18 protein-coding genes, 1 riboswitch and 1 other annotated feature are annotated in these 26,798 nt (G+C 55.2%); of the genes, 11 read left to right on the top strand and 7 right to left on the bottom strand.

Translation table 11 applies throughout. The annotated features are described in order from the left end of the window. Positions 1 to 5 precede the first annotated feature (5 nt). Complete coding sequence (gene groL / locus ACULM0_RS07100; RefSeq protein WP_463679728.1) at positions 6 to 1,640, top strand: chaperonin GroEL; 1,635 nt, start codon at positions 6 to 8, stop codon at positions 1,638 to 1,640. 159 nt (positions 1,641 to 1,799) lie between these two features. Here groL and ACULM0_RS07095 read toward each other — a convergent pair whose 3' ends face one another. After that, positions 1,800 to 2,849 carry an IS30 family transposase gene (locus ACULM0_RS07095; RefSeq protein ID WP_463679727.1) on the bottom strand — a complete coding sequence of 350 codons (1,050 nt, stop codon included), beginning with the start codon at positions 2,847 to 2,849 and terminating at the stop codon, positions 1,800 to 1,802. Positions 2,850 to 3,050: 201 nt separating this feature from the next. Then, positions 3,051 to 3,308: a binding site (T-box leader), on the top strand. Between the two features lie 43 nt (positions 3,309 to 3,351). On the opposite strand from ACULM0_RS07095, the gene aspS reads away from it, so the two are divergent. Genes aspS through gatB form a run of 3 tightly spaced genes read left to right on the top strand, consistent with a single transcriptional unit; the run spans position 3,352 to position 8,325 of the window. After that, positions 3,352 to 5,442, top strand: coding sequence for an aspartate--tRNA ligase (gene aspS, locus ACULM0_RS07090; protein ID WP_463679726.1), 2,091 nt, complete (start codon positions 3,352 to 3,354; stop codon positions 5,440 to 5,442). 8 nt (positions 5,443 to 5,450) lie between these two features. Beyond that, positions 5,451 to 6,902: an Asp-tRNA(Asn)/Glu-tRNA(Gln) amidotransferase subunit GatA gene (gatA, locus tag ACULM0_RS07085; protein WP_463679725.1), complete on the top strand. Its 1,452-nt coding sequence runs from the start codon at positions 5,451 to 5,453 to the stop codon at positions 6,900 to 6,902. Then, positions 6,889 to 8,325 carry an Asp-tRNA(Asn)/Glu-tRNA(Gln) amidotransferase subunit GatB gene (gene gatB / locus ACULM0_RS07080; RefSeq protein WP_463679724.1) on the top strand — a complete coding sequence of 479 codons (1,437 nt, stop codon included), beginning with the start codon at positions 6,889 to 6,891 and terminating at the stop codon, positions 8,323 to 8,325. The genes gatA and gatB overlap by 14 nt, the downstream gene beginning before the upstream one ends. 59 nt (positions 8,326 to 8,384) lie before the next feature. Here the strand turns inward: gatB and ACULM0_RS07075 are convergent, their stop codons facing one another. From ACULM0_RS07075 to tnpB, 3 genes are all read right to left on the bottom strand, one after another. After that, positions 8,385 to 10,403 carry an ABC transporter ATP-binding protein gene (locus tag ACULM0_RS07075; RefSeq protein WP_463679723.1) on the bottom strand — a complete coding sequence of 673 codons (2,019 nt, stop codon included), beginning with the start codon at positions 10,401 to 10,403 and terminating at the stop codon, positions 8,385 to 8,387. Positions 10,404 to 10,405: 2 nt separating this feature from the next. Then, the gene (locus ACULM0_RS07070) at positions 10,406 to 12,148 is read right to left on the bottom strand and encodes an ABC transporter ATP-binding protein (protein ID WP_463679722.1); all 1,743 of its coding nucleotides are present in this window, start codon (positions 12,146 to 12,148) and stop codon (positions 10,406 to 10,408) included. 143 nt (positions 12,149 to 12,291) lie between these two features. After that, positions 12,292 to 13,443, bottom strand: a complete 1,152-nt coding sequence (gene tnpB, locus ACULM0_RS07065) for an IS200/IS605 family element RNA-guided endonuclease TnpB (protein WP_463679721.1) — start codon at positions 13,441 to 13,443, stop codon at positions 12,292 to 12,294. A gap of 178 nt (positions 13,444 to 13,621) precedes the next feature. Continuing rightward, positions 13,622 to 13,724: riboswitch (purine riboswitch) on the top strand. Between the two features lie 68 nt (positions 13,725 to 13,792). Here tnpB and guaB point away from each other — a divergent pair. From guaB to purE, 4 genes are all read left to right on the top strand, one after another. Continuing rightward, complete coding sequence (guaB, locus tag ACULM0_RS07060; protein ID WP_463679864.1) at positions 13,793 to 15,274, top strand: IMP dehydrogenase; 1,482 nt, start codon at positions 13,793 to 13,795, stop codon at positions 15,272 to 15,274. A gap of 10 nt (positions 15,275 to 15,284) precedes the next feature. Further along, positions 15,285 to 16,814, top strand: coding sequence for a glutamine-hydrolyzing GMP synthase (gene guaA, locus ACULM0_RS07055; RefSeq protein ID WP_463679720.1), 1,530 nt, complete (start codon positions 15,285 to 15,287; stop codon positions 16,812 to 16,814). A gap of 302 nt (positions 16,815 to 17,116) precedes the next feature. After that, positions 17,117 to 18,274: a 5-(carboxyamino)imidazole ribonucleotide synthase gene (locus ACULM0_RS07050; protein ID WP_463679719.1), complete on the top strand. Its 1,158-nt coding sequence runs from the start codon at positions 17,117 to 17,119 to the stop codon at positions 18,272 to 18,274. Further along, a complete protein-coding gene (gene purE, locus ACULM0_RS07045) occupies positions 18,271 to 18,789 on the top strand; it encodes a 5-(carboxyamino)imidazole ribonucleotide mutase (RefSeq protein WP_463679718.1) in 519 nt (172 codons plus the stop codon). The genes ACULM0_RS07050 and purE overlap by 4 nt, the downstream gene beginning before the upstream one ends. A 104-nt stretch (positions 18,790 to 18,893) precedes the next feature. Here the strand turns inward: purE and ACULM0_RS07040 are convergent, their stop codons facing one another. Both ACULM0_RS07040 and ACULM0_RS07035 read right to left on the bottom strand, forming a co-directional pair. Next, entirely contained in the window at positions 18,894 to 19,766 is an 873-nt protein-coding gene (locus ACULM0_RS07040; protein ID WP_463679717.1) for a cysteine hydrolase family protein, read from the bottom strand. A 94-nt stretch (positions 19,767 to 19,860) separates the two neighbouring features. Next, positions 19,861 to 20,469, bottom strand: coding sequence for a hypothetical protein (locus tag ACULM0_RS07035; RefSeq protein WP_463679716.1), 609 nt, complete (start codon positions 20,467 to 20,469; stop codon positions 19,861 to 19,863). Between the two features lie 240 nt (positions 20,470 to 20,709). Here ACULM0_RS07035 and ACULM0_RS07030 point away from each other — a divergent pair, with 240 nt between their 5' ends. After that, positions 20,710 to 21,489 carry a DUF1189 domain-containing protein gene (locus ACULM0_RS07030; protein WP_463679715.1) on the top strand — a complete coding sequence of 260 codons (780 nt, stop codon included), beginning with the start codon at positions 20,710 to 20,712 and terminating at the stop codon, positions 21,487 to 21,489. A gap of 53 nt (positions 21,490 to 21,542) precedes the next feature. Then, complete coding sequence (locus tag ACULM0_RS07025) at positions 21,543 to 21,860, top strand: hypothetical protein (protein WP_463679714.1); 318 nt, start codon at positions 21,543 to 21,545, stop codon at positions 21,858 to 21,860. A 41-nt stretch (positions 21,861 to 21,901) separates the two neighbouring features. On the opposite strand, the gene ACULM0_RS07020 is transcribed toward ACULM0_RS07025, so the two are convergent. After that, on the bottom strand, positions 21,902 to 22,783 hold the full coding sequence (locus ACULM0_RS07020) for a LysR family transcriptional regulator (protein ID WP_463679713.1): 882 nt from the start codon (positions 22,781 to 22,783) through the stop codon (positions 21,902 to 21,904). A 100-nt stretch (positions 22,784 to 22,883) separates the two neighbouring features. Here ACULM0_RS07020 and ACULM0_RS07015 point away from each other — a divergent pair, with 100 nt between their 5' ends. Beyond that, positions 22,884 to 26,591 carry a phosphoribosylformylglycinamidine synthase gene (locus ACULM0_RS07015; RefSeq protein ID WP_463679712.1) on the top strand — a complete coding sequence of 1,236 codons (3,708 nt, stop codon included), beginning with the start codon at positions 22,884 to 22,886 and terminating at the stop codon, positions 26,589 to 26,591. Positions 26,592 to 26,798 lie beyond the last annotated feature (207 nt).

The following is a 26,798-nucleotide window of genomic DNA, read 5'->3' as shown; positions in this document are numbered from 1 at the left end:
GCAAGATGGCTAAAGAAATCAAGTTTTCAGAAGACGCCAGAAGACGCCTCGAGAAAGGCGTGAACAAACTGGCGGATACAGTGAAGGTTACGCTCGGTCCCAAGGGCCGCAATGTGATCCTCGATAAGAAATTCGGTTCTCCCCTGATCACCAACGATGGTGTGACCATCGCGCGTGAAATCGAACTGGAGGACAAGTACGAGAACATGGGCGCCCAGCTCGTGAAAGAGGTGGCCACGAAGACAAACGATGTAGCCGGTGACGGCACAACGACGGCTACGCTCCTCGCCCAGGCAATCGTGCGAGAAGGCCTCAAGAACGTAGCAGCCGGCGCCAACCCGATGATTCTGAAAAACGGCATCAACGAAGCGGTGGAAGTAGCCGTAGAACGGCTCAAGGAAATCTCCGTGCCGATCGAGAGCCGCGAGGAGATTGCGGATGTCGCTTCGATCTCTGCCGCCGACAAGAAGATCGGGGAACTGATCGCTGAGGCCATGGACAAGGTTGGCAAGGATGGCGTCATCACCGTGGAAGAATCGAAAACCTTTGGCACACACCTCGAAGTTGTGGAGGGGATGCAGTTCGATCGCGGTTACGTTTCCCCCTACATGGTAACGGATACGGAGAAGATGGAAGCTTCCCTCGATGAACCTTACATCCTGATCACCGACAAGAAGATCACGTCGATCCAGGAAATTCTTCCCCTGCTCGAGAAAATCGTACAGCAGGGCAAGAAGCTCCTCATCATCGCCGAGGACATCGAGGGCGAAGCCCTGGCCACGCTGGTGGTCAACAAGCTCCGCGGGACCTTTGAGTGTATCGCCGTCAAGGCACCGGGCTTCGGCGATCGCCGCAAAGCGATGCTCGAGGACATTGCCGTGCTGACCGGTGGTACGGTGGTCAGCGAAGAGCTCGGTTACGAGTTGAAATCTGCCACCATCGATATGCTCGGTCGCGCCAAAAGCGTCAAGATCGACAAAGAATCCACGACCATCGTCGATGGCGAGGGTGAAAAAACCCTCATTGACGAGCGCGTGCGTCAACTCCGCGTGCAGATTGACGAAAGTTCCTCTGAGTTCGATAAAGAGAAACTCCAGGAGCGATTGGCCAAGCTGGCCGGTGGCGTAGCCGTGATCCAAGTGGGCGCAGCCACGGAGACGGAAATGAAGGAGAAGAAGCTCCGCATTGAGGATGCGCTGAATGCCACGCGTGCCGCTGTGGAAGAGGGCATCGTGCCCGGTGGTGGTACGGCTCTGCTCGTAGCCCTCAAGCCCGTGCTCGAGTTGATCGAGAAGCTAGAGAAGGACGAGAAGACCGGTGCTATGATCGTGGCGCGTTCCCTCGAGGAGCCGGTCCGTCAGATTGCTCAAAATGCTGGCCTAGAGGGTTCGGTAGTCGTCGAGCGGGTGAAGCACGAGAAGGATGGCTTCGGATTCGACGCCTTGACCGGTGAGTATGTGGACATGATCAAAGCGGGGATTGTGGACCCAACGAAGGTCACACGAAGCGCGCTCCAGAACGCAGGATCCATCGCAGCGATGTTCCTGACCACCGAAGCGGCTGTTGTGGATATTGAAGAAGATGAACCGGCTATGCCTGGTGGCATGGGCGGCATGGGTGGCATGGGCGGTATGATGTAAGCCCCACACCACCCGATTGAAAATCACCTTCGCTCCGATGGAGCGGAGGTGATTTTCATTATATGCAAGCAAAAAAACAAACGGATCCGGGCAAAAAAACGGCCCTCGATTGCAATAGCAAATTGAAATAGTGAGCCAATATTTAACCGATGGACTAATCTAACTGCATCTAAGTAATCCTAGTTTTTCCTCAAAGGCTTCTTCAGGGGTGCTATACCCCAGGATTTTGCGAGGCAATGTGTTACACCAGAGCTCGATCCGAGCAATATACTCAGCAGAGAAGTCATTTAGGCTTTTCCCTTTTGGGATGAACCTTCTGATCATTCCGTTATGTCGCTCGTTAGTGCCACGCTCACCTGAGGTATAGGGATGAGCGAAGTAGACGCTGGTTTTGATGTGCTCCTCTAGTGAAGCCAAACCTGAGAACTCGGTGCCATTATCGCTCGTGATGCTTTTGAAGACCTCCGGGGTGAACGCTCCAAATGTGATAGTCAACTCCTCTAGAGCCTCCATAACGGCGTGTGCCGTTTTACTGGGTATCTTGATGATCAACTCATAACGCGTCTGCCTCTCTGTGAGCGTCAAGAGCACAGGCTCTCCCGTGGTCTTCTTGCCGATGACCGTGTCAATCTCCCAATGTCCGAATTCGCTGCGGTCATTGATATGTTCTGGGCGTTCTTCGATACTTGTCCCTAGCTTGAGCTTATTCTGCCGTACGCGAGCGGGTTTACTCGAACGACGAACTTTCAGAGGGAGATCAAGGTTGATGATCTCAAGAAGGCCTAGGTCGATATAGTTGTAAAGGGTCTTCGTACAGACCATTTCTGAGGGTGCGAAAAGCCCTAGTTTTCGAGCTTGCCCAACGATGGCGTCGATCGAATGTTTGCTCTTTCTGAACTGTTTCATAACATGCTTGATGAAAGCTCTGACCTGGAGCAGCTTGTATTGTTTCTTCGAGTTTTCCCGATTACGCTCGTAAATGAGCTGGCCGGTATCTGGATAGTAGATCTTTACCTCGCGGTCGTTTTTGATCTGGGTGACAGTACCTCTTTCGAGCTCGACTCGAATCGTGTTATACGCTCGTCCTAGCTTCTTTGCGATGGCATAAGCGCTGTAGCCCTCTTTGAGCAGAGATGCAATTTCACCCCGCTCAAATGCACTTAAATGTTTATTCTTTCGGTCAACTGGTGTATCATTGATGGTATCCATAGTGATGCCCTCCTTATAATTGTTTGTGGTGAACTAATTATATTACAGGTTGGCACACTATGGATTTTTTATTGTTTCAATTTCATTTTACAATCAAGCGCAAAAAAACGGCCGAATAAGAAAATAAATATGAAGAAAACGTTACACTGCCCTTGACGAGCGGACGGCTTTCGGCTAGAATGGGGAAAACTCATTCAAAGAAATGTGGCGTTGAAGAGAAGAGTAGACGATAGGTGAACCCAAGAGCGAGCCGGTGATGGTGAAAGTCCGGCGGGAGACCATCGTGCGAAAAACATCTCTGAGCCGTGGTCTTGAAAAACAGTGCAGTAGAGACCACCGGGTGCGACCCGTTATCGTCGCCAGGCATCGGTCGCGTGACGACTCGTGCCGGAATAGAGCTGGATCCGACGCGTCGGATTAACTAGGGTGGCACCGCGAAGCAAAACCTTCGTCCCTTTTTGGGATGGGGGTTTTTTCTATTGTGGCGAAAAGGAGGATGGACATGGAGAGCATGAAGGGCTTGAAGAGAACACAGGGCTGCGGCGCCCTATCGGAGGACCAGGTCGGTGAAACGGTGGTACTCATGGGTTGGGTCGCCCGTCGCCACGATCTGGGTGGCTTGATTTTTGTCGATGTGCGGGATGCCTCGGGCATCAGTCAGGTGGTCTTCGATGCCGCTGCCGTAGAAGAGGCTGATTTTCTAAAGGCCGAGGGCCTTCGCGCGGAATACGTGATCGCCGTGAGAGGACGCGTCAAAATCCGAGATGAGGAAACCATCAACCGGGCCATCGCCACGGGTACCGTGGAAGTCCGGGTCGAGGAACTTCGCATTCTCTCTGAGGCCAAGACGCCTCCCTTCCCCCTTGAGGAAGCCGATCAGGTCAACGAACGCCTGCGCCTGGAGTACCGGTACCTGGACCTAAGGCGTAGCGCCATGCAGCAGAACCTGCGCCATCGCCAAGAGATCCTCCGGAGCATTCGAGAGCGGATGGAAGGGGCTGGTTTTCTTGAGATCGAGACCCCGACGCTTACGCGGAGCACACCGGAGGGCGCTCGCGACTACCTGGTGCCCAGCCGCGTGACTCCGGGCGCCTTCTACGCCCTACCGCAGTCACCGCAGATCTACAAGCAGCTTCTGATGGTCAGCAGTGTGGACCGTTACTATCAAGTGGCCCGGTGCTACAGGGATGAGGACCTGCGCGCCGATCGACAACCGGAGTTCACCCAGGTGGATATGGAGATGCTGTTCATCGATGAAGAAGAAATTTTGACCTACCTGGAAACGCTCTTTCGAGAAGTGGTGGCTGAGTTTCCCGGCAAGAGCGATCCCGGTCCCTTCCCGCGCTTGACCTACGGTGAAGCGATCGATCGCTACGGATCGGATAAACCGGATCTGCGTTTCGACCTCCCCATCGTCGATCTGTCGGATCTGATGCACGACTCTGGCTTCGCGGTCTTCGATAAAGTCGTGACTCGGGGTGGCGTGGTACGGGCGATCAACCTCAAGGGAAAGGCCGATATGCCCCGCCGCATGATCGAGGACCTGACGGAGGAAACCCTGCGGATGGGTGGCGACGGGATGGCCTGGATCGCCGTGAAGGAGGATGGATCACTGTATTCCGTGATCACGAAGTTCTTCGATCCCCTCGTGCTGGAAAAAATGCTCGAGAGACTCGATGCTAGCCCCGGAGACTTTTTGATCTTTTCCGCGGATGAACGGTCCAAAGTGTCCGAAATCCTCGGCCAGTTGCGGTTGTCCTTGGCCGATCACTTCGATCTGCGACGTGACGAGGAGGCCTTCTGTATGATCACGGACTTTCCGCTCTTCGAGTGGGACGAGGAGAAGAAGGGCTACCAGGCGATGCACCACCCTTTCACGATGGTGAAGGATGAGGACCTGAGCTTGCTCGACTCGGACCCGCTGCAAGCGCGGGCGAAGGCTTACGACGTGGTGCTCAACGGTGTGGAGCTTGGGAGCGGATCCATCCGGATCCACGACGGTGAGCTCCAGGCACGGATCTTCGATCTGCTGGGTCTCTCTAAGGAGATCGTCGAAGAGCGCTTTGGTTTCTTGCTCAAGGCTTTCCAATACGGGACGCCACCCCATGGGGGTTTTGCCTTCGGACTTGACCGCCTGGTCATGCTCCTCGTGGGAGCCAAGAGTCTTCGGGAGGTCATCGCTTTTCCCAAGATGCGCGATGGGTCTTGCGCGATGATGGAGACACCGGGTGCTGTCTCCTCCGAGCAACTCGAAGCGCTGGGCCTTTCGCGGGACCAGCAACCGGTGGAGACGGAAGACCAGGGTGGATTGGAAGAAGGCGTTGTCCGTCGGGTGGCCGAGCTGGCTAACCTGGCCCTGACCCCGGATGAAGAAGCGGCGCTCATGACGGACCTCAATGAGATCATCGGCTTTGCCGATCGCCTGATGGCGCTGGATACCCACGGTGTACCACCCCGCACGCACGTGCTGCCGCTAGAGAACGTCCTACGTCCGGACGTCGAGCGCACGTCCCTGACGCGCGATGAGGTTTTTGCCAACGCACCGGAGCATGAGGCCGATCAATTCTTTATACCGAGAGTACTGGAAGGGTAGGTGCAAATATGTTGAACCGATTATCCATCACACAAGCCCTGGAGGCCATCCGCCATGAGGAGCTGGCTCCTTCTGAGCTGGTGAAGAGTTATCTCGACGCTATCGCGACTACGGAAACACGTATCGGTGCCTACCTGCGGGTCACGGGGGAAGAAGCCTTGGCACGCGCGTCAGAACTAGACCGGTTGCCACGCGTGGGGAACCTTCACGGCATCCCGGTGGCCATCAAGGACAACCTGCTCACCAAAGGGGTCCCCACCACTTGCGCTTCACGCATGCTCGAGGATTTCGTTCCCCCGCAAAACGCGACGGTGGTTTCCCGGCTTTTCGATGCCGGTGCCGTGATGCTCGGAAAAGCCAATATGGACGAGTTTGCCATGGGTTCATCCACGGAAAATTCGGCCTTTCTCACGACCAAAAATCCCCACGATCTCGAGCGGGTACCCGGGGGTAGTTCGGGTGGTAGCGCGGCCGCCGTGGCAGCCTACGAAGCGGCCTTCGCCCTGGGATCGGACACCGGTGGTTCCATCCGCCAGCCCGCCGCCTTCTGCGGTGTGGTGGGGATGAAGCCCACCTACGGGACCGTCTCTAGAAGTGGACTGGTGGCCTTCGCCTCTAGTCTCGACCAGGTGGGGGCGATGACCCGAAGCGTGGCCGATATGGCGCTGGTGCTCACCACGATCATGGGTCACGATCCACTCGATGCCACCTCTGTGGAGCGCTCCTACGGGGGTATGGCCGGCGGTCTCAACGGATCCATCCGGGGGATGCGCCTGGCCCTACCCGTGGACTTTCTCGGGGAAGGACTCGATCCGGAGATTCGCGAGGCCATCTACAGTGCGGCGGCCCACTACGAAAGCGAAGGGGCCATCGTGGAGGAGGTGGAGCTGAGCAGTGTTTCTTATGCCCTGCCCGCTTACTACCTGCTCTCTTCAGCGGAGGCCTCCAGCAACCTGGCCCGCTTCGATGGCGTGAAATACGGTCACCGGACGGATGTTTACGAGGACTACCAAACCTTGATTCGCAAGAGTCGCGCGGAAGGGTTCGGGCGTGAGGTCAAACGGAGGATTCTCCTGGGGACCTATGCCCTCAGTGCCGGTTACTACGACGCTTACTATAAAAAGGCCCAGCAGACCAGGGAACTGATCTACCGGGATTTCGAAAAGATTTTCTCTACCTATGATGCCGTGCTCTCGCCGGTGGCGCCCACCACGGCCTACGGAATCGGGGAGAAGACGCAGGATCCCCTGGAGATGTACCTGGGTGATATTTATACGGTACCTGTGAACATCGCCGGCCTACCTGCGATTTCGATCAACGCCGGTTACGACCCAAAAGGGCTGCCGATTGGAATGCAGCTGATCGGCCCGGCTTTTTCCGAAGCAAACCTATTGCGCCTGGCCCACCAGTTCGAGATAACCTCGTGTATTGAGAGGAGGATGCCCCGTGGGATACAGTGAATATGAAATGGTCATCGGTCTTGAGGTCCACGTGGAACTGGATACGGAGACCAAGATTTTCTGCGGATGCCGCACCACATTTGGCAAGACACCGAACACCCAGGTCTGTCCCATCTGCTTGGGTTTTCCAGGAGCGCTGCCCGTACTCAATGAAAAGGTGGTAGAGAAAGCGCTCTTGGCGGGCTTGGCCACAGGGTGTAAGATCGCCCGGACCAACAAGCAAGACCGCAAGCATTATTTTTATCCCGATCTGCCCAAGGCCTATCAGATCAGCCAGTACGATCTGCCCATCTGCTACGATGGGGCCGTGCACATTGAGACTCCCCAAGGCCATCGGACCATTGGGATCACTCGGATCCACATTGAGGAGGATGCGGGGAAACTCACGCACGATTCGCTACTGGGTGGAACGTTGGTGGACTACAACCGAGGGGGTGTGCCGCTTATCGAAGTGGTTTCAGAGCCGGAGATACGATCGGCGGAGGAAGCGAAGGCCTATCTGAAAAAATTGCGGGCCGCCTTCATCTATGCGGGGGTCTCTCCCTGTAAGATGAACGAGGGACAGTTCCGTGCCGATGTGAATCTTTCCGTCCGTAAAAAAGACGACCCCAAGCTGGGGACGCGCACGGAGATGAAGAACCTCAACTCGTTCACCTTCGTGGGGCGAGCGATCGAAGCGGAGTTCAAGCGCCAGGTGGACTCTCTCGAGCGTGGTGAGGTGATCATCCAGCAAACGCGCCGTTGGGTTCCTGAGAGAAGCCTCTCCGAGGCTATGCGCAACAAGGAAGATGCGCACGACTACCGGTATTTTCCCGAACCGGATCTGCCCCCCCTACGGATCAAAGAGGAGCTCCTGGTGAAACTGAAGGACCAGATGCCCGCGCTTCCCGAAGAGCGGAAAGTGCACTACATGAAAGCCTATGGTTTGAAGGCTTCGGAAGCGGAGGTCCTGGTATCGGACCAACAGCTGGCGGATCTCTTCGAGGCAGCCGCAGGCTCCCTTGCGGACGTGCGTCCGCTGGCCAATCTGCTTCTCTCGGAAGTGCTCCGCCTTCTCGGGGAAGGAGAGGATATCCCCCTGCAGGCCGAGCAGTTGTCGGAGTTGGCCGGCTTGATCTCCGAAGAAAAGATCAGTTTCAGCATGGCGAAACGGGTCCTCGGTGCCCTGTGGGAAGAACCCCACCTGTCGGCCGCGGCTTATGTGGAAGAGCAGGGGCTCCAGCAGCTCGCATCGGTGGAAGAACTCCTGCCGATCATCGAGAGCGTACTGGCGCGTGAGACGGATAGTGTGTCGGACTATCTGGGCGGAAAAGACAAGGCACTGATGGCCCTAATGGGTCGCGTGATGCGGGAAACCCGGGGGCGAGCTCATCCCGAGCGGACGCGAGAACTGCTCGTAAAACAGCTGGAGACCTTGAAATAAAAAATGAGAAATGGCCTCCGATGAGCGCGTGAAGCGTACATCGGAGGCCATTTCGTCGTCTAAGCGTACTGCAGGCGGTAAAGATCGTAGTAGAGTCCCCGCTTTTCGAGGAGCTGCTGGTGGTTGCCCATTTCACAGAGTTTGCCGTGGTGTAGCACCAAGATTTTGTCCGCGTGTTGGATGGTAGAGAGTCGGTGGGCGATGATCAGGGTCGTGCGACCCTCGATGAGTTTTTCGATCGCATCCTGGATCAGATTTTCCGTCTCCGTATCGATATTGGCCGTGGCCTCGTCGAGTATCAGGATTTTGGGATCGTGTGCCAGGGCCCGGGCGAAGGAGAGCAGCTGCCGTTCCCCGCTGGAAAGGGTGGCGCCCCGTTCGGCCATCACTTCATCGTAGCCCTTCGGCAGGCGTTCGATGAAATGATCGGCATTCACATGCTGAGCGACCTCTCGGATTTTTTCGTCGGTGATATCGGGGGACTGCAGTCGGATGTTGCTCTGGATGTCACCGGAGAAGATGAAGACATCCTGTAGCACGATACCGATCTGTTCCCTCAGGTGCTTGAGGGGCACATTGCGAATATCCGTACCGTCGATGGTGATGGCACCGTCGTTGACGTCGTAGAAGCGATTGATCAGGTTGATGATGGTGGACTTGCCGGCCCCGGTGTGTCCCACGATGGCGATGGTCTCGCCCGCTTGGATATCAAAGGAAACGTCCTGTAGCACATCGTCCTCCTCGTAGCGGAAGGTCACATTCTCAAAGCTGAGGTCTCCCCGGAGGGGATCGAGCGTCTGCGGTTCCTCTGGTTCCGGAAGATCAGAGGTTTCGTCGAGGAGGATGAAGATTCGCTCCGAGGAAGCCATGGCCGATTGTAGGATGTTGAACTTCTCCGTCAGGTCGAAAATCGGGCGGAAGAACTGCTCCGTGTAGGAGATGAAAGCCACAAGGACACCGAGTTCTATGGTGGCGCCGAGCACGCGACGACCGCCGTAGTAGAGGATGATGGCCAGGGTCAGGCTGTAGATCAGGTTCATGCTCGGGCGGAAGATGGCGTAAATCTTGATCTCCCTACGCGAGGCCTGGCGATGGTCCTCGTTGATCCGGTCGAAGGTTTTGTAGACGGCGTTCTCCCGGTTGAAAAATTGGATGATGCGCATGCCGCTGATATTCTCGGAGAGCTTGGAGTTGATGACCGCCAGCTTGACCTTCACCGCACGCTGTGCCTCGCGGGCCTTGAGACGGAAGACATAGGAAGCCAGGAGCACCAAGGGCATGGTGGAAAGGGAGATCAGGGTGAAGGTAACGTCGATGGAAAGCATGATGACCACGGTACCAAAGAGCAGGAAGAAATCCTTGAAGGCATTGATCAGCACACCCGTATACATCTCGGCGATATTGTTCATGTCGTTTCCGACGCGCGTGGTCAGTCGACCCACGGGGTTTTTATCGAAAAAACGAAGCGGTAGGGACTGGATGTGATCGAAGAGTTTCATTCGCATGTCGTAGACGATGCGCTGGCTTACCTTGTTCAGCAGGTAGATCTGAACGAAGTTGAGGATGAAGCCCAGGATGAGGATGACCCCAAAGACCAGGACCAAACGCGTGATGCCGCCCCTGAGCGGGTTTTTCACAGCCTCCACCTCTGCATCGGTGAGCGCTTCAACGGCCAACGGCTCGCCCTCTAGGTGGGGTCTGCCATCGATGGAACGGACCCGGCTCCTCTCGGTGGAGGTGAGGGATCTTTCGACCAAGTAGTAGCGGTCCTCGCTTTTTAAGAGGGCCGCATCACCTGCGGAACCCACATCTCCAAAGGAGAAGGTCCGTCCATTTAGGCTGATCGGTCCTTCGGGGTCGATGTGCAGGGGTTTTTCGGTCCCCTTGATGTAATCATCGATAACAATTTTGGTCAGGTAGGGTTTGAACAGATCGACCCCCGTCACAGCCAGGAGCAGGACGAGGCTGATCAACAACAGACCCAGGTAGGGCCGCGTGAAGGTGAAGAGGCGGCGGAAAATGGCGAGATCGAAACTCTTTTCAATATGCTTTTCTTCGTATCCCTTTTGTATGGCCATCTCTACACCTCCTTCGTGTCCAGTTCCTCTTCGAGGAGCTGGTGTTCGTACAGGTCGCGATAGAGGCCGCCCTCTTCGAGTAACGATGTGTGGTCGCCCGACTGCATTAGCCGGCCCTCGTCGAGCACGTAGATGCGATCGGCCTCCTTGATGGTACTGATCCTGTGGGCGATGAAGATCGTGGTCTGGTCCTCGAGGGCGAAGAGGTGCTCCTTGATCGCTTTCTCCGTCTTGGTATCCACGGCGGAGAGCGAATCATCGAGCACAAGGATATCGGCATCGGCCGCCAAGGCGCGGGCGATGGAGAGACGCTGTTTCTGACCGCCCGAGAGGTTGATCCCCCGTTCGCCGAGGAGTGTGTCGTAGCCGTTCTCGAGCGCCTGGATTTCCTCGTGGATACCCGCGATTCTGGCTTTTTCGAACAGCTCTTCCTCGGATAGATCCGGGGCGGCGAAACGCAAATTTTCCAAGATGGTATCAGAGAAGAGGAAGTTATCCTGGACCACATAGGCGAATCGTCGGCGAAGGGAGGAGAGGTCGAGGGTGTCGATGGACTGTTCGTTGATGAGCAGTTCGCCACCGGTGATGTCCATGGAACGGTTCATAAGGTGGACCAGGGTGCTCTTTCCTGCCCCCGTTCGACCGATCAGGGCCACCTTTTCTCCCCGGTGGATCGCCAGGTTGATTTTCTCAAGGGCGGGTTCTGATTTGCCCTGGTAAGTGAAGGTGACATCGTTCATTTCTATAGAAGCGATCGGACCCGGCACCACGGGGTGCTTGGGGTTCTTGATATCCGATGTGGTATCGAGCACGTGGTTGATTCGCTCGAGGCTCACCGCGCCGCGCTGTAGCATGTTGATGACCCACCCGAGGGCCATCATGGGCCAGGTGAGCATACCGATGAAAGATAGGAAGGTGACGAACTCGCCCACGGTGATCGTATCGGAGAGAACCAGGTGGGATCCGTATCCGATTCCGATGAGCAGGCTCAGGGAAGCGATGAACTGGACGAGGGGGAACATGATCCCGTAGACCTTGACCAGATCCATGTTGGCCTCATAGTTCTCGGCATTGGCCTTCTCGAAATAGGCCAGTTGGTAGCGTTCCTGAACGAAGGACTTGATGATGCGGATGCCGGAAAAGGACTCATTGGTCGCATCGAGGACCCCGCCAAAGGCCTCCTGGACGCGTTTGAAACGTTTCCGGATGGAGCGGCCCAGTAGACCGACAAAGATGGCGATAAAGGGTAGAGGTACCAGGGTGACAAGCGTCAGGCGCACGTCAATACGCGTGAGCATAAGACCGAGGGTCATGAAGCTCAAGAACAGAGCATCGGTGATCATCACGATGCCCGGTCCGAAGGCCATGCGGATGGCGTTGAGGTCGTTGGTGGCATGTGCCATGAGATCGCCGGTCTTGTGCGTATTAAAATAGGAAAGCGATAGATTCTCGAGATGTCCGAAGAATCGGTTGCGCAAATCGTACTCCAGGTCTCGCGAGACCCCGAAGAGCAGGTTGCGCCAGATGAACCTGCCGAGGGCTACACCGGCGGCGATCGCCATGACGTAGGCCATGTACCGGTAGATGATGGCATTGGTGAGCCGTCCTTCGTTTAGGATATCGGTGAACTGTCCGATGAGGATCGGTGTCACGAGCTGTAGGATGTCGATGATGACGAGCGTCAGGACGCCAAAGAGATACGCCCAGCGGTGTTCTTTTAAAAAACTGCGAAGATGTCGAAACATAATGGGCCTCCAGGTAGATGGGATCTCGGTCGATGACTTCTATTCTATCAGATGCATGGGTGCCTTGCTGAAGTTATGATTGAACAACTTGGCACTGAAGTGCCAAGATTCCTAGGAAAACCGCCCTAACGGGCAGTTGTTTATTAGGCTAACCCCGTGGTCCCAACGGTTAGAAGCCGTTCGGCTTCGATTTGAAGATTCATGCTTGCGTTAACGTCTCTGTCGTGAGTGGTCCCGCAGTCAGGGCATGTCCATGTTCTCACAGAGAGATCTTTAACGGCTTTGTTCTTGTACCCGCATGATGAACAGAGCTGGCTTGAAGGGAAATTCCGGGCAACTTTTACTACGGTTTTACCGTACCAGTCTGCTTTGTACTCGAGCATTTCGCGGAAAAGCCCCCAGCTTGCCTCGGAAATCGCCTTCGAAAGTTTTTTGTTTTTCACCATGCCTTTTAGGTGAAGATCTTCGATGCCGATCACGTCGTGGTTTTTGACGATATCGGTGGAAAGCTTATGGAGGTAGTCTTCGCGTCTGTTCCTAATTTTCTCGTGAAGAAGAGAAACCTTTCGCTTTTGCTTTTGATAATTCTTCGCTTCGGACAGTTTTCGTCCCTCTTTTTTCGCGCGCTCTTTTCTGCGAGAAAGAATGCGCTGTTCTTTAGCTAATTCTTTTTCGAGCGAGCGGAAGAATTTTGGGTTGTCATAGACCGTTCCATCGGAAAGAATGGCAAAATCCTTCAGTCCGAGGTCGATCCCAACAGAAGAACCCGTCTTTTTTAATGGCTCAATGTCGACTTCGCAAAGAATTGAAACAAAATGCTTGTTCGCAGCATTTCTGCGGACGGTAGCATTGATGATGCGACCTTCAACCTCGCGACTTTTTGCAAACTTCACCCAGCCAAGTTTCGGGAGTTTAATTTTGTTGCCCACTACCTCAATGTTTCCGTTTGTGTGTTTTGTCTTGTAGGACTGGACGGGGTTTTTCTTGCTCTTGAACCGAGGATGTCCATTTTCTCCTCTAAAGAAACGATCAAAGGCATCCTGGAGGTTTTCAATTGACGCTTGAAGGGCGATGGAATCGGGTTCCTTTAGCCAAGGTAGTTCTTTCTTGAGGGAGGGTAGTTGTCCTGAACAAATACTCTGGGTTAACCCTTCTCCGGTGGTTTTGTAAGCAGTTTCCCACTCGCTCAGGAAGTGATTGAAGATGTATCGACTACAGCCTATTGTCTTTGCGATCTGCTCTTTTTGAGGGTTGTCTGGATAGATCCTGAACTTGTACGCCTTATGCTTTAACAAAAAACCACCTCCTTGTAAAGATTTTATGAGAATATATGTTCGCTTTTAGTTTATCAGTGACTCTAGGACAAAGTCAAGCGATTCATCCCACGACTGAAGTCACGGGTGTTCTCGCTTATTGCATAAACTGTAAGGCTTCTACGTGGTTGACAAGCTGCGGTGGTCGTGGTACGTTATTAAAAAGTTAAAGCGCGAGACACCATATAATTCCGATGATGTGGTTCGGAAGTTTCTACGGGACAACCGTGAATTGTCCCTCTATGGGTCGTGGTCAACGAAGGGGTCGTTCGCGCCCCTTTTCTTGAGCATGAGCCCATGGGGTTCGTGCTCGTTGTTTTTTGAAGATCAAATGAGGAAAGGAGTCGTGCACGTGGAAGATAAAGTGATCAAACAGGGGTTTACCTACGATGACCTTCTATTGGTACCCCAAAAATCCAGTGTCACACCGGACAAGGTTTCTGTCCAAACGCGACTGACCAAGAAAATCTCGCTCAACATCCCGATCATGAGCGCGGGTATGGATACGGTAACGGAGGCAAAACTGGCGATCGCCATGGCCAGGGAGGGTGGCATCGGGATCATCCACAAGAACATGTCCATCGAACAACAGGCCCTAGAGGTCGATAAGGTCAAGCGATGCGAGCACGGCGTCATCGTAGATCCCTTCTACCTCTCGCCGGATCATCTGGTGAGCGATGCGGAGGAGCTCATGGGACGCTACCGCATTTCAGGGGTGCCGATTGTGGATGAGGAGAAGAAACTCGTTGGGATCATCACCAACCGCGATATTCGCTTCGAGAGCGATCTCGGCAAGCGCATCGATGAGGTGATGACCAAAGAAGAGTTGATCACCGCTTCTGCCGGCATTTCCATGGAGGAAGCCGAGGCGATCCTGCGCAAATGGAAGATCGAGAAACTGCCCTTGGTAGCAGAAGATGGAACGCTCATGGGTCTGATCACGATCAAGGATATCGAGAAAGCCGTGATCTTCCCGAACCGTGCGACGGATGGCGGGGGGCGTCTGCTGGCAGGAGCCGCCGTTGGTATCGGGACCGATATGATGGCGCGCGTGTCCGCCTTGGTCGAACGGGGTGTGGACGTGGTGGTGCTCGATTCTGCCCACGGCCACAGCAAGAATATCATCAAGGCTGTGACCGAGATCAAGGAGGCCTTCCCCGAGGTTGAAGTGGTGGCGGGCAACGTGGCCACGGCTGAGGCTACACGCGATCTGATCGAGGCAGGCGCAGATGCGGTAAAGGTCGGTATCGGCCCGGGATCCATTTGTACCACGCGCGTGGTATCCGGCGTGGGTGTACCGCAGCTCACGGCGATTTACGACTGCGTGCAGGCTGCCAAGCCCTACGATGTACCGGTGATTGCCGATGGTGGGATCAAGTACTCGGGGGACATCGCCAAGGCGATTGCCATGGGTGCGAATCTCGTGATGCTCGGTTCCCTCTTCGCCGGAACGGAAGAAAGCCCGGGAGAGATTGTGATCTACCAAGGACGTAGCTTCAAAAGTTACCGGGGCATGGGTTCCGAGGCCGCCATGGCAGCGGGTAGCAAAGATCGTTACTTCCAGAATGACACGAAAAAGTTTGTCCCCGAGGGCATCGAGGGTCGCGTACCCTATCGCGGTCTGCTCAAGGATATCATCTACCAGTTGGTGGGAGGACTGAAGTCCGGCATGGGCTATTGCGGCACTGCTGACATCGAGGCGTTGCGTGCGAACGGAAAGTTCGTTCAGATCACAAGCGCCGGTCTCGTGGAATCCCATCCCCATGATGTTGCCATCACCAAGGAACCGGCCAACTACTCAGTGCGTGATTAAGGAGAGACCCATGCAAAACGAACAGATTCTCATCGTCGATTTCGGCGGACAGTATAACCAGCTCATCGCCCGTAGGGTGCGTGAGGCTGGCGTCTACAGTGAAGTGGTCTCCTACAAGAACGCCCTCGAGGCAGCGAAGAAGAACCAACCGATCGGGATTATTTTCACCGGGGGACCGAATTCTGTCTATGCCGAGGGTGCGCCCAGCATCTCGAACGAAATTTTCAAGCTGGGCATCCCGGTGCTCGGTATCTGCTACGGTATGCAGCTGATGGCCCATGTACTGGGCGGCAAGGTGAAGCGAGCCGACCAGAAGGAGTACGGCAAGATTGAGCTCAAGGTCAAAGCGGCACGTGATCTCTACGCTGACGTGACGCAGGCCACCTGTTGGATGAGCCACTTCGATTTTGTGGAAGAAGCGCCGGCGGGTTTCGAGGTCACGGCGACAACGGACGCTTGCCCGGTGGCCAGTATGGCGGATCGCGCCAACAGGCTCTACGGTGTCCAGTTCCACGCGGAAGTGGAGCACACCCCCTTCGGCAGACAGCTGATCAAGAACTTCCTTTATGAAGTGTGCGGGGCCAAGGGTGACTGGGACATGGGTGACTTCGCTGAGACGGCCATCGCCGAGATCCGCGAGAAGGTGGGCGAAAAGAAGGTGCTAGTCGGTCTCTCCGGTGGCGTGGATAGCTCCGTGGCGGCCGTGATGGTACACAAGGCGGTGGGCGACCAGCTCTACTGTATCTTTGTGGATCACGGCCTGCTGCGCAAGAACGAGGGCGATGAGGTAGAGAAGACTTTTAAGGAAGGTTTCCATATGAATTTCATCCGGGTGGATGCCCGCGACCGATTCATGAACCGTCTGCGCGGTGTGTCGGATCCGGAAACGAAGCGAAAGATCATTGGGGAGGAGTTCATCCGCGTCTTCGAGGAAGAGGCGAACAAGCTCCAGGATATTGACTATCTTGTACAGGGGACGGTCTATCCCGATGTGATCGAGAGTGGAACGGATACAGCCCAGGTGATCAAGAGCCACCACAACGTGGGTGGTCTACCGGAGGATATGCAATTCTCCCTCATCGAGCCGCTTCGCGACCTTTTCAAGGATGAGGTGCGTGCGGTGGGTGAGAAGCTGGGTATAGCCGACGTGATCGTGCACCGTCAGCCCTTCCCAGGCCCGGGCCTCGCGATTCGAGTGATCGGTGAGATCACGGAGGAAGCGCTTCACCTCGTCAGTGAGTCCGACGCGATTCTTCGTGATGAGGTCAAAAAGGCCGGCCTCGAACGTGAGATCTGGCAGTATTTCACGGTGCTGCCGAACATCAAGTCCGTGGGCGTCATGGGAGACGAGCGGACCTACACCCACACGCTGGCCATTCGCGCGGTGACCAGTATCGATGGGATGACCTCAGATTTCGCCAGGATACCCTACGAGGTGCTCGAAAAGATCTCGAGTCGCATCGTGAACGAGGTCGAAGGGATCAACCGGATCGTCTACGATATTACATCCAAGCCACCCAGCACCATCGAGTGGGAATAAGACAAGATGCCTGCAATCAACGGATTGCAGGCATTTTCTGTAGGCTTGTCCGATCTTTTGTATCATGCTAGACAAGCCCGCACTAGGGAGGATGCCAGGGAACATGCCGTTGGGCGTGTATATAGGGAAATTACCACGAAAATGTTGAACCGTCTTCACGAATACGGTATGATGTACCTACAAATGCAAACTTTAATGGTTCTTAAGGTGTTAATGTTCGCCAATCGCCTTCATCACGTGTTCGAACAAATGGGATGAGGGAACGTTGGCATGTAGAGGACAATCATTTTGGAGGGAAGTCCATGAATCCATTGGAAAAGAGAATCGGTATTATCGGTGGCGGCCAGCTGGGCAAGATGATGGTGCTCGATGCCAAACGGTTGGGATTTGAGATCGTCACCTTGGATCCGACGGAGGACTGCCCCTCCCATAGCATTAGCGATGAGCACATCCGCGCCTCTTTTCAAGACGAGGCGGCCTACCGGGCACTGGCCGATGCGGTGGATGTGATCACCTATGAGTTCGAACACATCGATGCCGATCTTTTGAGTGCTCTGGAAACCACCGGCCATGCGGTCTATCCCACGGCTGACAGCCTGAAAATCATCCAGGATAAATTCACTCAGAAGTCTCACGTGAAAGCCGCCGGTATCCTGACACCCGCGTTCATGAAGGTGGAGACAATGCAGGATATGGAACTGGCGGGAGAAACCTACGGCTTTCCCTACATGCTCAAGGCCACAACCGGTGGTTACGATGGCAAGGGGAACGCGGTGGTCGGCGGTCCCGAGGAGATCGAGATGCAGTTCGCGGCCCTGGGCGCTGGAAAAGTAGGCCTGATGGCCGAGAAGTTCATCGATTATGACAGGGAGATCTCGGTCCTGGCCTGCAGGGGCCTTCAGGGCGACATCGTGGTCTATCCCGTAGCGGAGAACATTCACTCGAACAGCATTCTCGATGAAACCCTGGTCCCTGCTCGGATGAGTGCCAAGAGTCGGGACAAGGCCATGGACATGGCCCACGAGATCATGGAGATTTTTGAAGGTGTGGGTATGTTCTGCACGGAGATGTTCCTCGATCCTTCTGGAGAAGTCTACCTGAACGAGGTGGCACCGAGACCCCACAACTCCGGGCACTATACGATCGAAGCGACGGCTACCTCTCAATACGAACAGCACATCCGAGCGATTACCGGCTTGCCGCTGGGAGACGTGGATTTGATCCGCCCCGTCGCCATGAAAAACATTCTGGGCGAAGGACCTGTGGGACCCAGTCAAGTGCTGGGTGTCGACAAAGCGTACGAGAACCCCCATGTAAAAGTACATGTGTACGGAAAAAAAGTTTCGAAACCGGGAAGGAAAATGGGACACATCACGGCCACGGGTGAAACTTTAGAAGAAGCAAGAGCATCCGTCGAAGAAGCCTATCGATTGATTAGAATACAAGGAGGAAAAGAATGATCGGGATCATTATGGGAAGCGACTCAGATCTGCCGGTGATGAAAGAAGCTGCTGTCTTCTTAGATGCACTGGAGATTCCTTATGAACTCACGGTGGTCTCGGCCCACCGAACACCAGACCGTTTGGTGGACTATGCCAAGACAGCCAGGGAACGGGGGATCAGGGTGATCATCGCGGGCGCCGGCGGTGCGGCCCACCTGCCTGGGATGGTGGCCTCGATGACCTCGGCACCTGTCATCGGAGTGCCGGTGAAGACACGAACGCTAAACGGATTGGATTCTCTTTATTCAATCGTCCAGATGCCACCGGGAATTCCCGTCGCGACCGTGGCCATCAACGGTGCGAAGAACGCCGGGATCCTGGCGGCAGAAATCATCGGGGCTTTCGATGAGGATGTTTACGAGAAAGTAGCGGCCTACAAAAAAGATCTGGAGAAAATGGTCATCGATAAGGCCGAGCGTCTGGAATCCATGTCCTACCAAGCCTACTTAGAGGAGATGGAGATGAGAAAATAGGATCGGTTGCATGACCGGTACCTGTTTGACTGTCTTTATCTGCGCACAAGGAAAACCCGGAGAGCCTGTCGATGGCCCTCCGGGTTTTGTGCATCGGTTTTTTGTCAGTCTTCCTTACGTCCGTCGGAATGCGTTGTGCCCTTGGCCGATCCGGGAGAGCCGGTGGTGAAGTCCTCCTCCATGTAGCGGATCACGTCATCAGTGGAGAGGACCTTGGCAACGGTGCTGTTGGCAATGGTCAGAGCCATCTCGTGATTGGCCGTCGCGGTGGCGACAGCATCGCCGACCACAATCACATCGTAGCCGCGGGAGCTACCCGCATAGGCGGTGGCCAGGACGCACTCATCCGTCCAAAGGCCCGAGATGACGATGGTGTCGATACCGAGGGCTTTCAGCTTCTCATCTAGATACGAGGTGCCGTCTTCGTTGAAGGTCCAAAACATATCGAGGTGTTTTCCGTGGTAAAACCAGCCATCCGCGATCTCTTCCTCGCTGGGTGCGATTTCTTCGAGCGGTTCGAGGCCTGCCTCTCCCGTGAAGATGTAAGCCGCATTCTCCGGATTCTCAGGTCGCAGTCCTCGCGGACCATACCACCGGTCCATGGCATTGGAGATCCCGTCCTCAAAGCGACGGCTCCAGGCACTCCAGGCGATACAAACGCCCTCGTGGGTCGATCGGACCGATCGGAAGGTGTCGACGAGGCGGGTCAGGTTCGGCAGAATATCTTCTGCATAGGGGCGGTACTCTTCCTGGCAATCGTCCAACAACAGAGCGATGCGCCTGGGTCGATCGGCCAGGCTCCAAGAGGCCCAGAAGGACAGGGGCATTCCCTGAGGACCCTCGGGTGTACTGCTGTAGTTATCCATGGGCTCCATGGCAAGCCTTCTGTCCCGGTATTTGCGGGGTTTTTGCAGGGCCTCTTCAAGCGTTAACGCCTTCTGGCTTTTTCCGTACACATGATCTTTGTTGTTTTCCATTGCCACACTCCTTCTCACTTTTTTCCATTGGGTACCCCCGGTCGTGCCTTCGAACGCCCACTCTTCTAACATAGGGGGAGAGCCTTCTCTGGTGCTAATCGCTTCCGAGCATGAGCGTCATTTCCTCGTGTGCATAGTCGGTTCCATCGTAGGCGCTGAGGCGGAGGGTCAGCCCACCGACGGGGACATCCATCGCGCTTTCGACATGTCCTCTCACATCATCAAAGAGGGTCTCCAGTGCCGAGGAACCGAGGTGTGCGACATCGAAGGAAAACGAGATCGTGTACTGGTTCTGACCCAGTCGCTTCATCAGGTCGGTTTCCATCGGTGCGGGTGAGTCATAGTTTTCCGATACATGGAATCGAAAGGCCTCTACGGAATCATCCATCGTCAGCGTATCGGCTATCTGCCGCCTGAGATACGCGGTGGCCCGGGTCTCTCCGTAGACATCCCTGTGGTTCGTTTCGTAAAGGGTGGTGGTAAAGTGATGCTCGGGGTTCTTTTCGGGTGTCAGGTCGAATGAGAACTCCCCGCGCTTGTAATCGTAATTGGATTTTAAAACGTCAAAAGACATGTGGTACCGACCCTCATAGAAGGAACGTACAGCGCGTTCTTCTCGCCATCCGGCGATCGGATTGCCCGAGAGGGCAAAATAATAGGAGAGACCCAGTGATAAGGCCACTCCAACCAACAAGAGCAGCATGATCAGTAGTCCTTTTTTTAAGTTTAGCGACCTACCCACCCCCTAGATTCGCCGCGGTCCACCTGCCCGGCGGTCGATGCTGTCTTCTTCGGTGGCGACCTATTCGCCTTATACCCCAAAAGGAAGGGATCATGACGAAGATTCGTTTGGCGGGAGTGATGGCGGAATTTTCGTGATTTTTTTAACGGCGTGTTTCTATCGCGACCGGGTCATGGTATAATACTCGGGAGAGGTGGGACCATGCAGAAATTCAGAGACTTGCTCTCCGCCATCGGGTCTTTTGCGGCCTACCGGAGATTCTTACAGGAAGACACATCGAAAGCCGTTCGCTACGTGATTTTTCTCGTGGTGGTGCTTTCTATGTTCACAGGCCTCCGTTATTTCTTGATCCTTCAGACCTCCAAAGACGTTCTCGTCCGCCGGATTGAGAACGACGTCCCTCCCTTTACCCTGACCAAAGAGGGTCTTGAGGTCGAGGGGAACCACCCGCACATCATTGATTTTGATCAGTCGGTCCTGATTTTCGACGAAGAGGGGCACCTGAGCGCCGAGGTACTCGAACCCTATGAGATCGGGTTGTACTTGGGCTCGGACGGGATGCAGCTTCGGGCGAACAACCGACTCTATAACAAGACCTACTATCAAGACCTGCGTTTTCTGCAGGTGGATCGCGAGCGGCTCAAGCTCTTTGCCGATCGCCTGATGCTCCTCAGCTTCATTCTTTTCCTTGTGGTCGTACTCTTCCGGGTGCTCGGGAAAATGATCGGCTTGTTCCTTGCGGCCTTATTCTTTTGGGCCATCGCCAGGGTCAAGAACCACAGGATGGCTTATGAAGATTGCTTCCGAGTATCGGCCTACGCGATCACCCTACCCACGATCGTTGTGACCCTGATCGAGCTGATGCCAGACCGTATGGCGGCGATCAGCCCGGTGGTCTATTATGGGCTCTTTGGCTTCTACGCCCTTAAGATCATCGAGACGATTGATGAACCCTTTGTGAACAATGGGACGGGGGACTAGCATCCCCAGGTGCTTATTTGTTATAATAACTTTAGAATACGGAGGTGATAGACGTGTATATCACGACCAATGAAGCAACATGTGACGAAATCCAAAAAATCATCGATCAAAATACAGATAAACCAGGTAGTGTTCGGATTTTCCTAGCGGGCATGGGTTGTTCCGGCCCATCCTTGGGACTCGGCCTCGATGAGGCCAAAGAAGATGATCTCACCGAAGAGCACAATGGTGTGACGTTTGTGATGCAGGAGAACATCTATGATTCCATGGGAGAAATCATGGTGGAATTCAAAGGCGACGGTTACCTCGTTCAGCCGAAGGTACAACAACCTTCCGCTTGCTCGAGCTGCGCCGGTAGCTGTGATGTGTAAGCATCCATTCTAATTAAAAATGAGAAAGAAGAAGAGGTCCCTCACGTGGAGACCTCTTCTTTCACTTTTTGGACGAAAGTCTGCTGCGCCTTTGATAGGACCGCATGCTTTCTCGTAATCAACCCCACGGAAATGTGGGGTATTTTTTTTCCGAAGGTCATGATCTCCAGATCGTCCCCCTGGGAAACGGCCCGCGTGGTCACAAAGCCCATGCCCATACCGCGTCGGACCATCTCCAGGATAAGCTCCATACTCCCGAAAGCAAAAGTGGGGGTGATACGAAGGCCTTCCTTGGCGAGGAAGCGGTCCATGACCCTCCGGGTGGTGGCATTGTCCTCGAGGGTGACCATCGGTACATCGGTCAGATCCTGGAGGGTGGTGACCGTGGGGAAAGTACCCCGCTTTCGAATGAAACCATGATCAAAGGTCGCCACGGGTTCGAGGGTAACAGCATCGTAGGATTTTTCTGGATCGATGTTCACGAAGCCGATATCGAGACTGCCCTCTGTGACCATCTCGGTGATGCGCGGGGAGGACCGGTTGATAAAGGTCAGTTGGATGTTCGGGTGGGCGGCGGAGAACGAGGTAAGGAGGGGGAGAACGAAATAGCGTGAGATCGTATCGCTCGCACCAATCATCAGGCGACCGGCCTCTAGATCTCTCATGGCGAAGAGTTCTTTTTCCGTCCGATCCAAGATGGCAAGAGCTTCTTCTACGCCTGTCGCCAGATGACGTCCCTCCGGCGTTAGTTTCAACCCCCGGCCCACGCGCTTGAAAAGTGGTAGGCCCAGTTGTTCTTCCAGCGCGGACACCGTTTGGCTCACCGCCGACTGACTGGTGTACAGTCGTTTGGCGGCCCTCGTGAAGTGTTCCTCTTGAGCGGCGGCCAGGAAGACTTTATAGTAATCGAGACTCACGGACATTGATAAGCCCTCCTTATTATTTTGATTAAAATGATTCAATATAAGTATAACACTTCCTGTGGTACAATCAAGGCAACAAGCAGAGAATAGGAGGCATCTCATGGCCGTACAAAGACTTTTTGTGGAGAAGAAAACACCCTTTGCCATCGCAACAGAGCAGCTGAAGAAAGACCTGATGCGGGATTTGCATCTCGAAGGACTCGAGTCCCTTCGCATAGTACAATGTTACGATACCGAAGGACTGGGTGGAACCTTTGACGAGGTTGCGCACCGGGTCTTGGCAGAGGTTAATGTCGACCACACCTATAGTGAGCTGATTCCCCTAGAGGGAGAGTATCTTCTGATCGTGAAACTACTCGACGGTCAGTACGACCAGCGGGCCGATAGCGCCCGTCAGGTATTGGAAATCCTGACGGGCAAGGCCGGCATCGCCGTCAAGTCCTCCACTTGGTACCTCTTCAAGGGAGCGCTATCTTCCTCTGATCTCATGGCCATCGAAGGCTACCTGATCAATCCCGTGGAAGCAGAGAAGGGATCAGCAGCCCTTCCCCTCACCATCGAAGCCCACTACCCAGAGCCGAAGCCCGTATCACGCATCGAGGGATTCACGGCCCTTGATGGTCAGGGATTGCGCTCGCTTCTCACCGACATGGGACTGGCCATGAGCCTGGACGATCTGGTCCATACCCAGCGCTATTTCAAAGCGGTAGAACAGCGTGAGCCCACGGTCACGGAAATTAAGATGCTGGACACCTATTGGTCGGATCACTGTCGGCACACGACCTTTGCCACGAAGATCGAGGACGTGGTCTTCGGAGAGGGCCCCCATCGGGAGGTCATCCGAAAAGCCTACGATGATTACCTCGAGATGAAGGAAGCTCATCCGAGGGAGCGGGAGAAGCCGCTTACCCTCATGGGTCTCGCGACGATCAATATGAAGCACAAGCTCAGGACGGGCACGCTTTCGGATCTCGATGTTTCAGAAGAGGTCAACGCTTGCACCTTCCATGCCCCTGTGAAGGTGGATGGACAAGAAGAAGAGTACCTCATTCTCTTTAAGAACGAGACGCACAACCACCCCACGGAGATCGAACCCTTCGGGGGCGCGGCCACTTGCCTCGGTGGTGCGATCCGTGACCCGCTATCGGGACGTGCTTATGTCTACCAGGGCATGCGTGTTACCGGGGCGGCCGATCCGAGGACTCCCTTAGAAGAAACGCTGCCCGGGAAGCTTCCCCAGCGCAAGATTACCAAGGAAGCCTGCCACGGCTTCTCCTCCTACGGCAACCAGATCGGCATGGCCACCGGATTCGTCCGGGAGATCTACCATCCTGGTTATCTGGCCAAGCGCATGGAGGTGGGTGCTGTGATCGGTGCCACGAAGGCTGAGGACGTACGTCGCGAAACCCCTCGTGACGGCGATCTCGTGGTGCTCATCGGCGGACGCACAGGACGCGACGGAGTCGGTGGCGCCACGGGTTCCTCGAAAGAACACGACGAGACCTCTCTTGCCACCTGTGGTTCTGAAGTCCAGAAGGGAAACGCACCGGAAGAGAGAAAGCTCCAGCGTCTCTTCAAGATACCAGAAGTCAAGCGCATGATCCTGCGCGCCAATGACTTTGGCGCCGGCGGTGTGGCCGTGGCCGTGGGCGAAATCGCCGAGAGCCTGGACATCAATCTCGATGCGGTGCCGAAAAAATACGCGGGACTCGATGGGACCGAACTGGCGCTCAGCGAGAGCCAAGAGCGCATGGCCGTGGTCATCGCACCGGAGGATCTCGAGCTGCTCAAGGGTTTTGCAGCTTCCGAGAATCTAGAGGCCACTCCCATCGCGACGGTCACCGACACGGGACGGCTGGAAATGACATGGCGCGGCGATCAGATCGTCAACCTATCGCGCGACTTCCTCGAGACCAACGGTGTAACCCCCTCTGTCTCGATTCACGTGGACGGGGGTACCCTTGACGCCGAAGAAAGAGAGCTGTCCTTCCGAGAGGGTTTCGAACGTCTGACGACCGATCTGAACCGCGGGATCCACAAGGGTCTGGTGGAAACCTTCGACGGCACCGTGGGCGCAGGGAGCGTGATCGCCCCCTTTGGTGGACGAATGGGTGACACACCGGCGCAGGGCATGGTGGCCAAGGTGCACCTCGACAAAGGGACCACCTCTACCTGTACTGTGATGACCCAGGGATTCGAGCCCGAAGACAATGAGCGGTCGCCCTTCTACATGGGTTATTACAGCGTAATCGATGCGCTTGCCAGGCAAGCTGCCCTCGGTGGCAACCCCGCCAAGGTACATTTGTCCCTTCAAGAGTATTTCGAGCGGCTCGGTACAGATCCCGAGAGATGGGGCAAGCCCTTCGCAGCTCTGCTCGGTGCCATCAAAGCGCAAAAAGAGTGCAATGTGGCCGCCATCGGCGGGAAGGACTCCATGAGCGGATCCTTCAATGAGCTCGATGTTCCCCCCACGCTCATCGCCTTCGCTGTGTCCATGGCCGAGGTGGAAGAGATTGTGACCCCGGAGCTCAAGGGGCCCGCTCATCACCTCTACCTATTGGAAGCACCTAGGACGAATGACGGTCTGATCGATACAAAAGCACTCCTCGAAGGGTACAGGCGCCTGAAGGGACTGAAGCAAGAAGGCCTCCTTCTCTCGAGCGCAGCGGTAGAAGGCGGTGGGATTGCAGAAACCCTGGCCAAAATGGCCCTTGGCAATCGTGTGGGTGTGGAAATCCGGGGAGAAGATGCTCTTTTCGCCCGGATGCCCGGTGCCTTGGTGATCGAGACCAAGGAAGCCATCCAGATTGACGGATTCAGAGCCCTGGGGATGACAATGGCGGAAGCGGCCCTGCGCAAGGGGCCCGAGTCCATCGACCTCGAGGAACTGAACCGCCTCATGACAGAACCGCTCGCCGGTGTCTTCCCGCTCGAGAGTGGAGAACGGGGTGATGTGGCCACCCTAAGCTATCATGCGAAAAACATTGTCATCGCCAAGGAAAAAGTGGCGAGACCGCGGGTCATGATCCCCGTGTTCCCGGGCACCAACTGCGAAACAGATACAGCGCGGGCCTTCGAGCGCGCTGGAGCCGAGGTCGTGGAGGTCCTCTTCCGCAACCGTCATCAGCAGGATATCGCACAGTCGATCGAGGCCTTCTCGAAAGCCCTGCGTTCTGCCCAGATCCTGGCGATTCCGGGAGGCTTCTCCGCCGGCGATGAACCGGATGGAAGCGGCAAGTTCATCGCCTCCGTCTTCTCTCATCCCAGGCTTTCAGAAGAACTCATGCGTTTGCTCGATGAGCGCGATGGTCTCACCATCGGTATCTGCAATGGATTCCAGGCGCTCGTGAAGCTGGGTCTTTTGCCCGACGGAAAGATTCATCCCCTTCGGCCCTCAGATCCAACCCTGACCTTCAACCGAATCGGTCGACACGTGGCGACCTTCAGCTCTGTTCGCGTGGCCTCCGATCTATCGCCGTGGTTCAGCCAGGTGAAGGTGGGCGAGATTTACAAGACGGCCATGAGTCACGGCGAAGGACGGTTTGTTGCCGACCAAGAAGCACTCGATCGACTCGTGGCGTCGGGACAAGTGGCCACGCAATATGTGGATCCGGCGGGACAGGCCACGATGGATGGTCGCTACAATCCCAACGGTTCTGTACTGGCGATCGAGGGGATCACATCGGCAGACGGACGTGTGCTCGGAAAGATGGGCCACGTGGAGCGTTACGAGGAAGGGCTTTACCAGAATATCGTGGGAAGTAAGGATATGCCGGTGATCGCCGGAGGTGTCCGTTACTTCAAATAACGAAAAATAACTCAATATAATAATAAAACGTTCGTAAAAACATTGACCTTTTCCCGGGTGTTCTGATAGGATGAAGGTGAAAAGCTGGCAGATGCGATCAAATGGTGAACATTGCCAACTTATTGGAACGAGAACGGAAAGGAAGATTGGTTGTGAAAATGGTTGTTGTCATGGGAAGCGACGCTGATTTGCCGATCGTTAAGATAC

The sequence above is a fragment of the Halotolerantifilum yawarlongkerapense genome (genome assembly GCF_054506745.1).
Note: the sequence above shows the minus strand (reverse complement) of the source record. Positions and strands in the feature narration are given on the sequence as shown.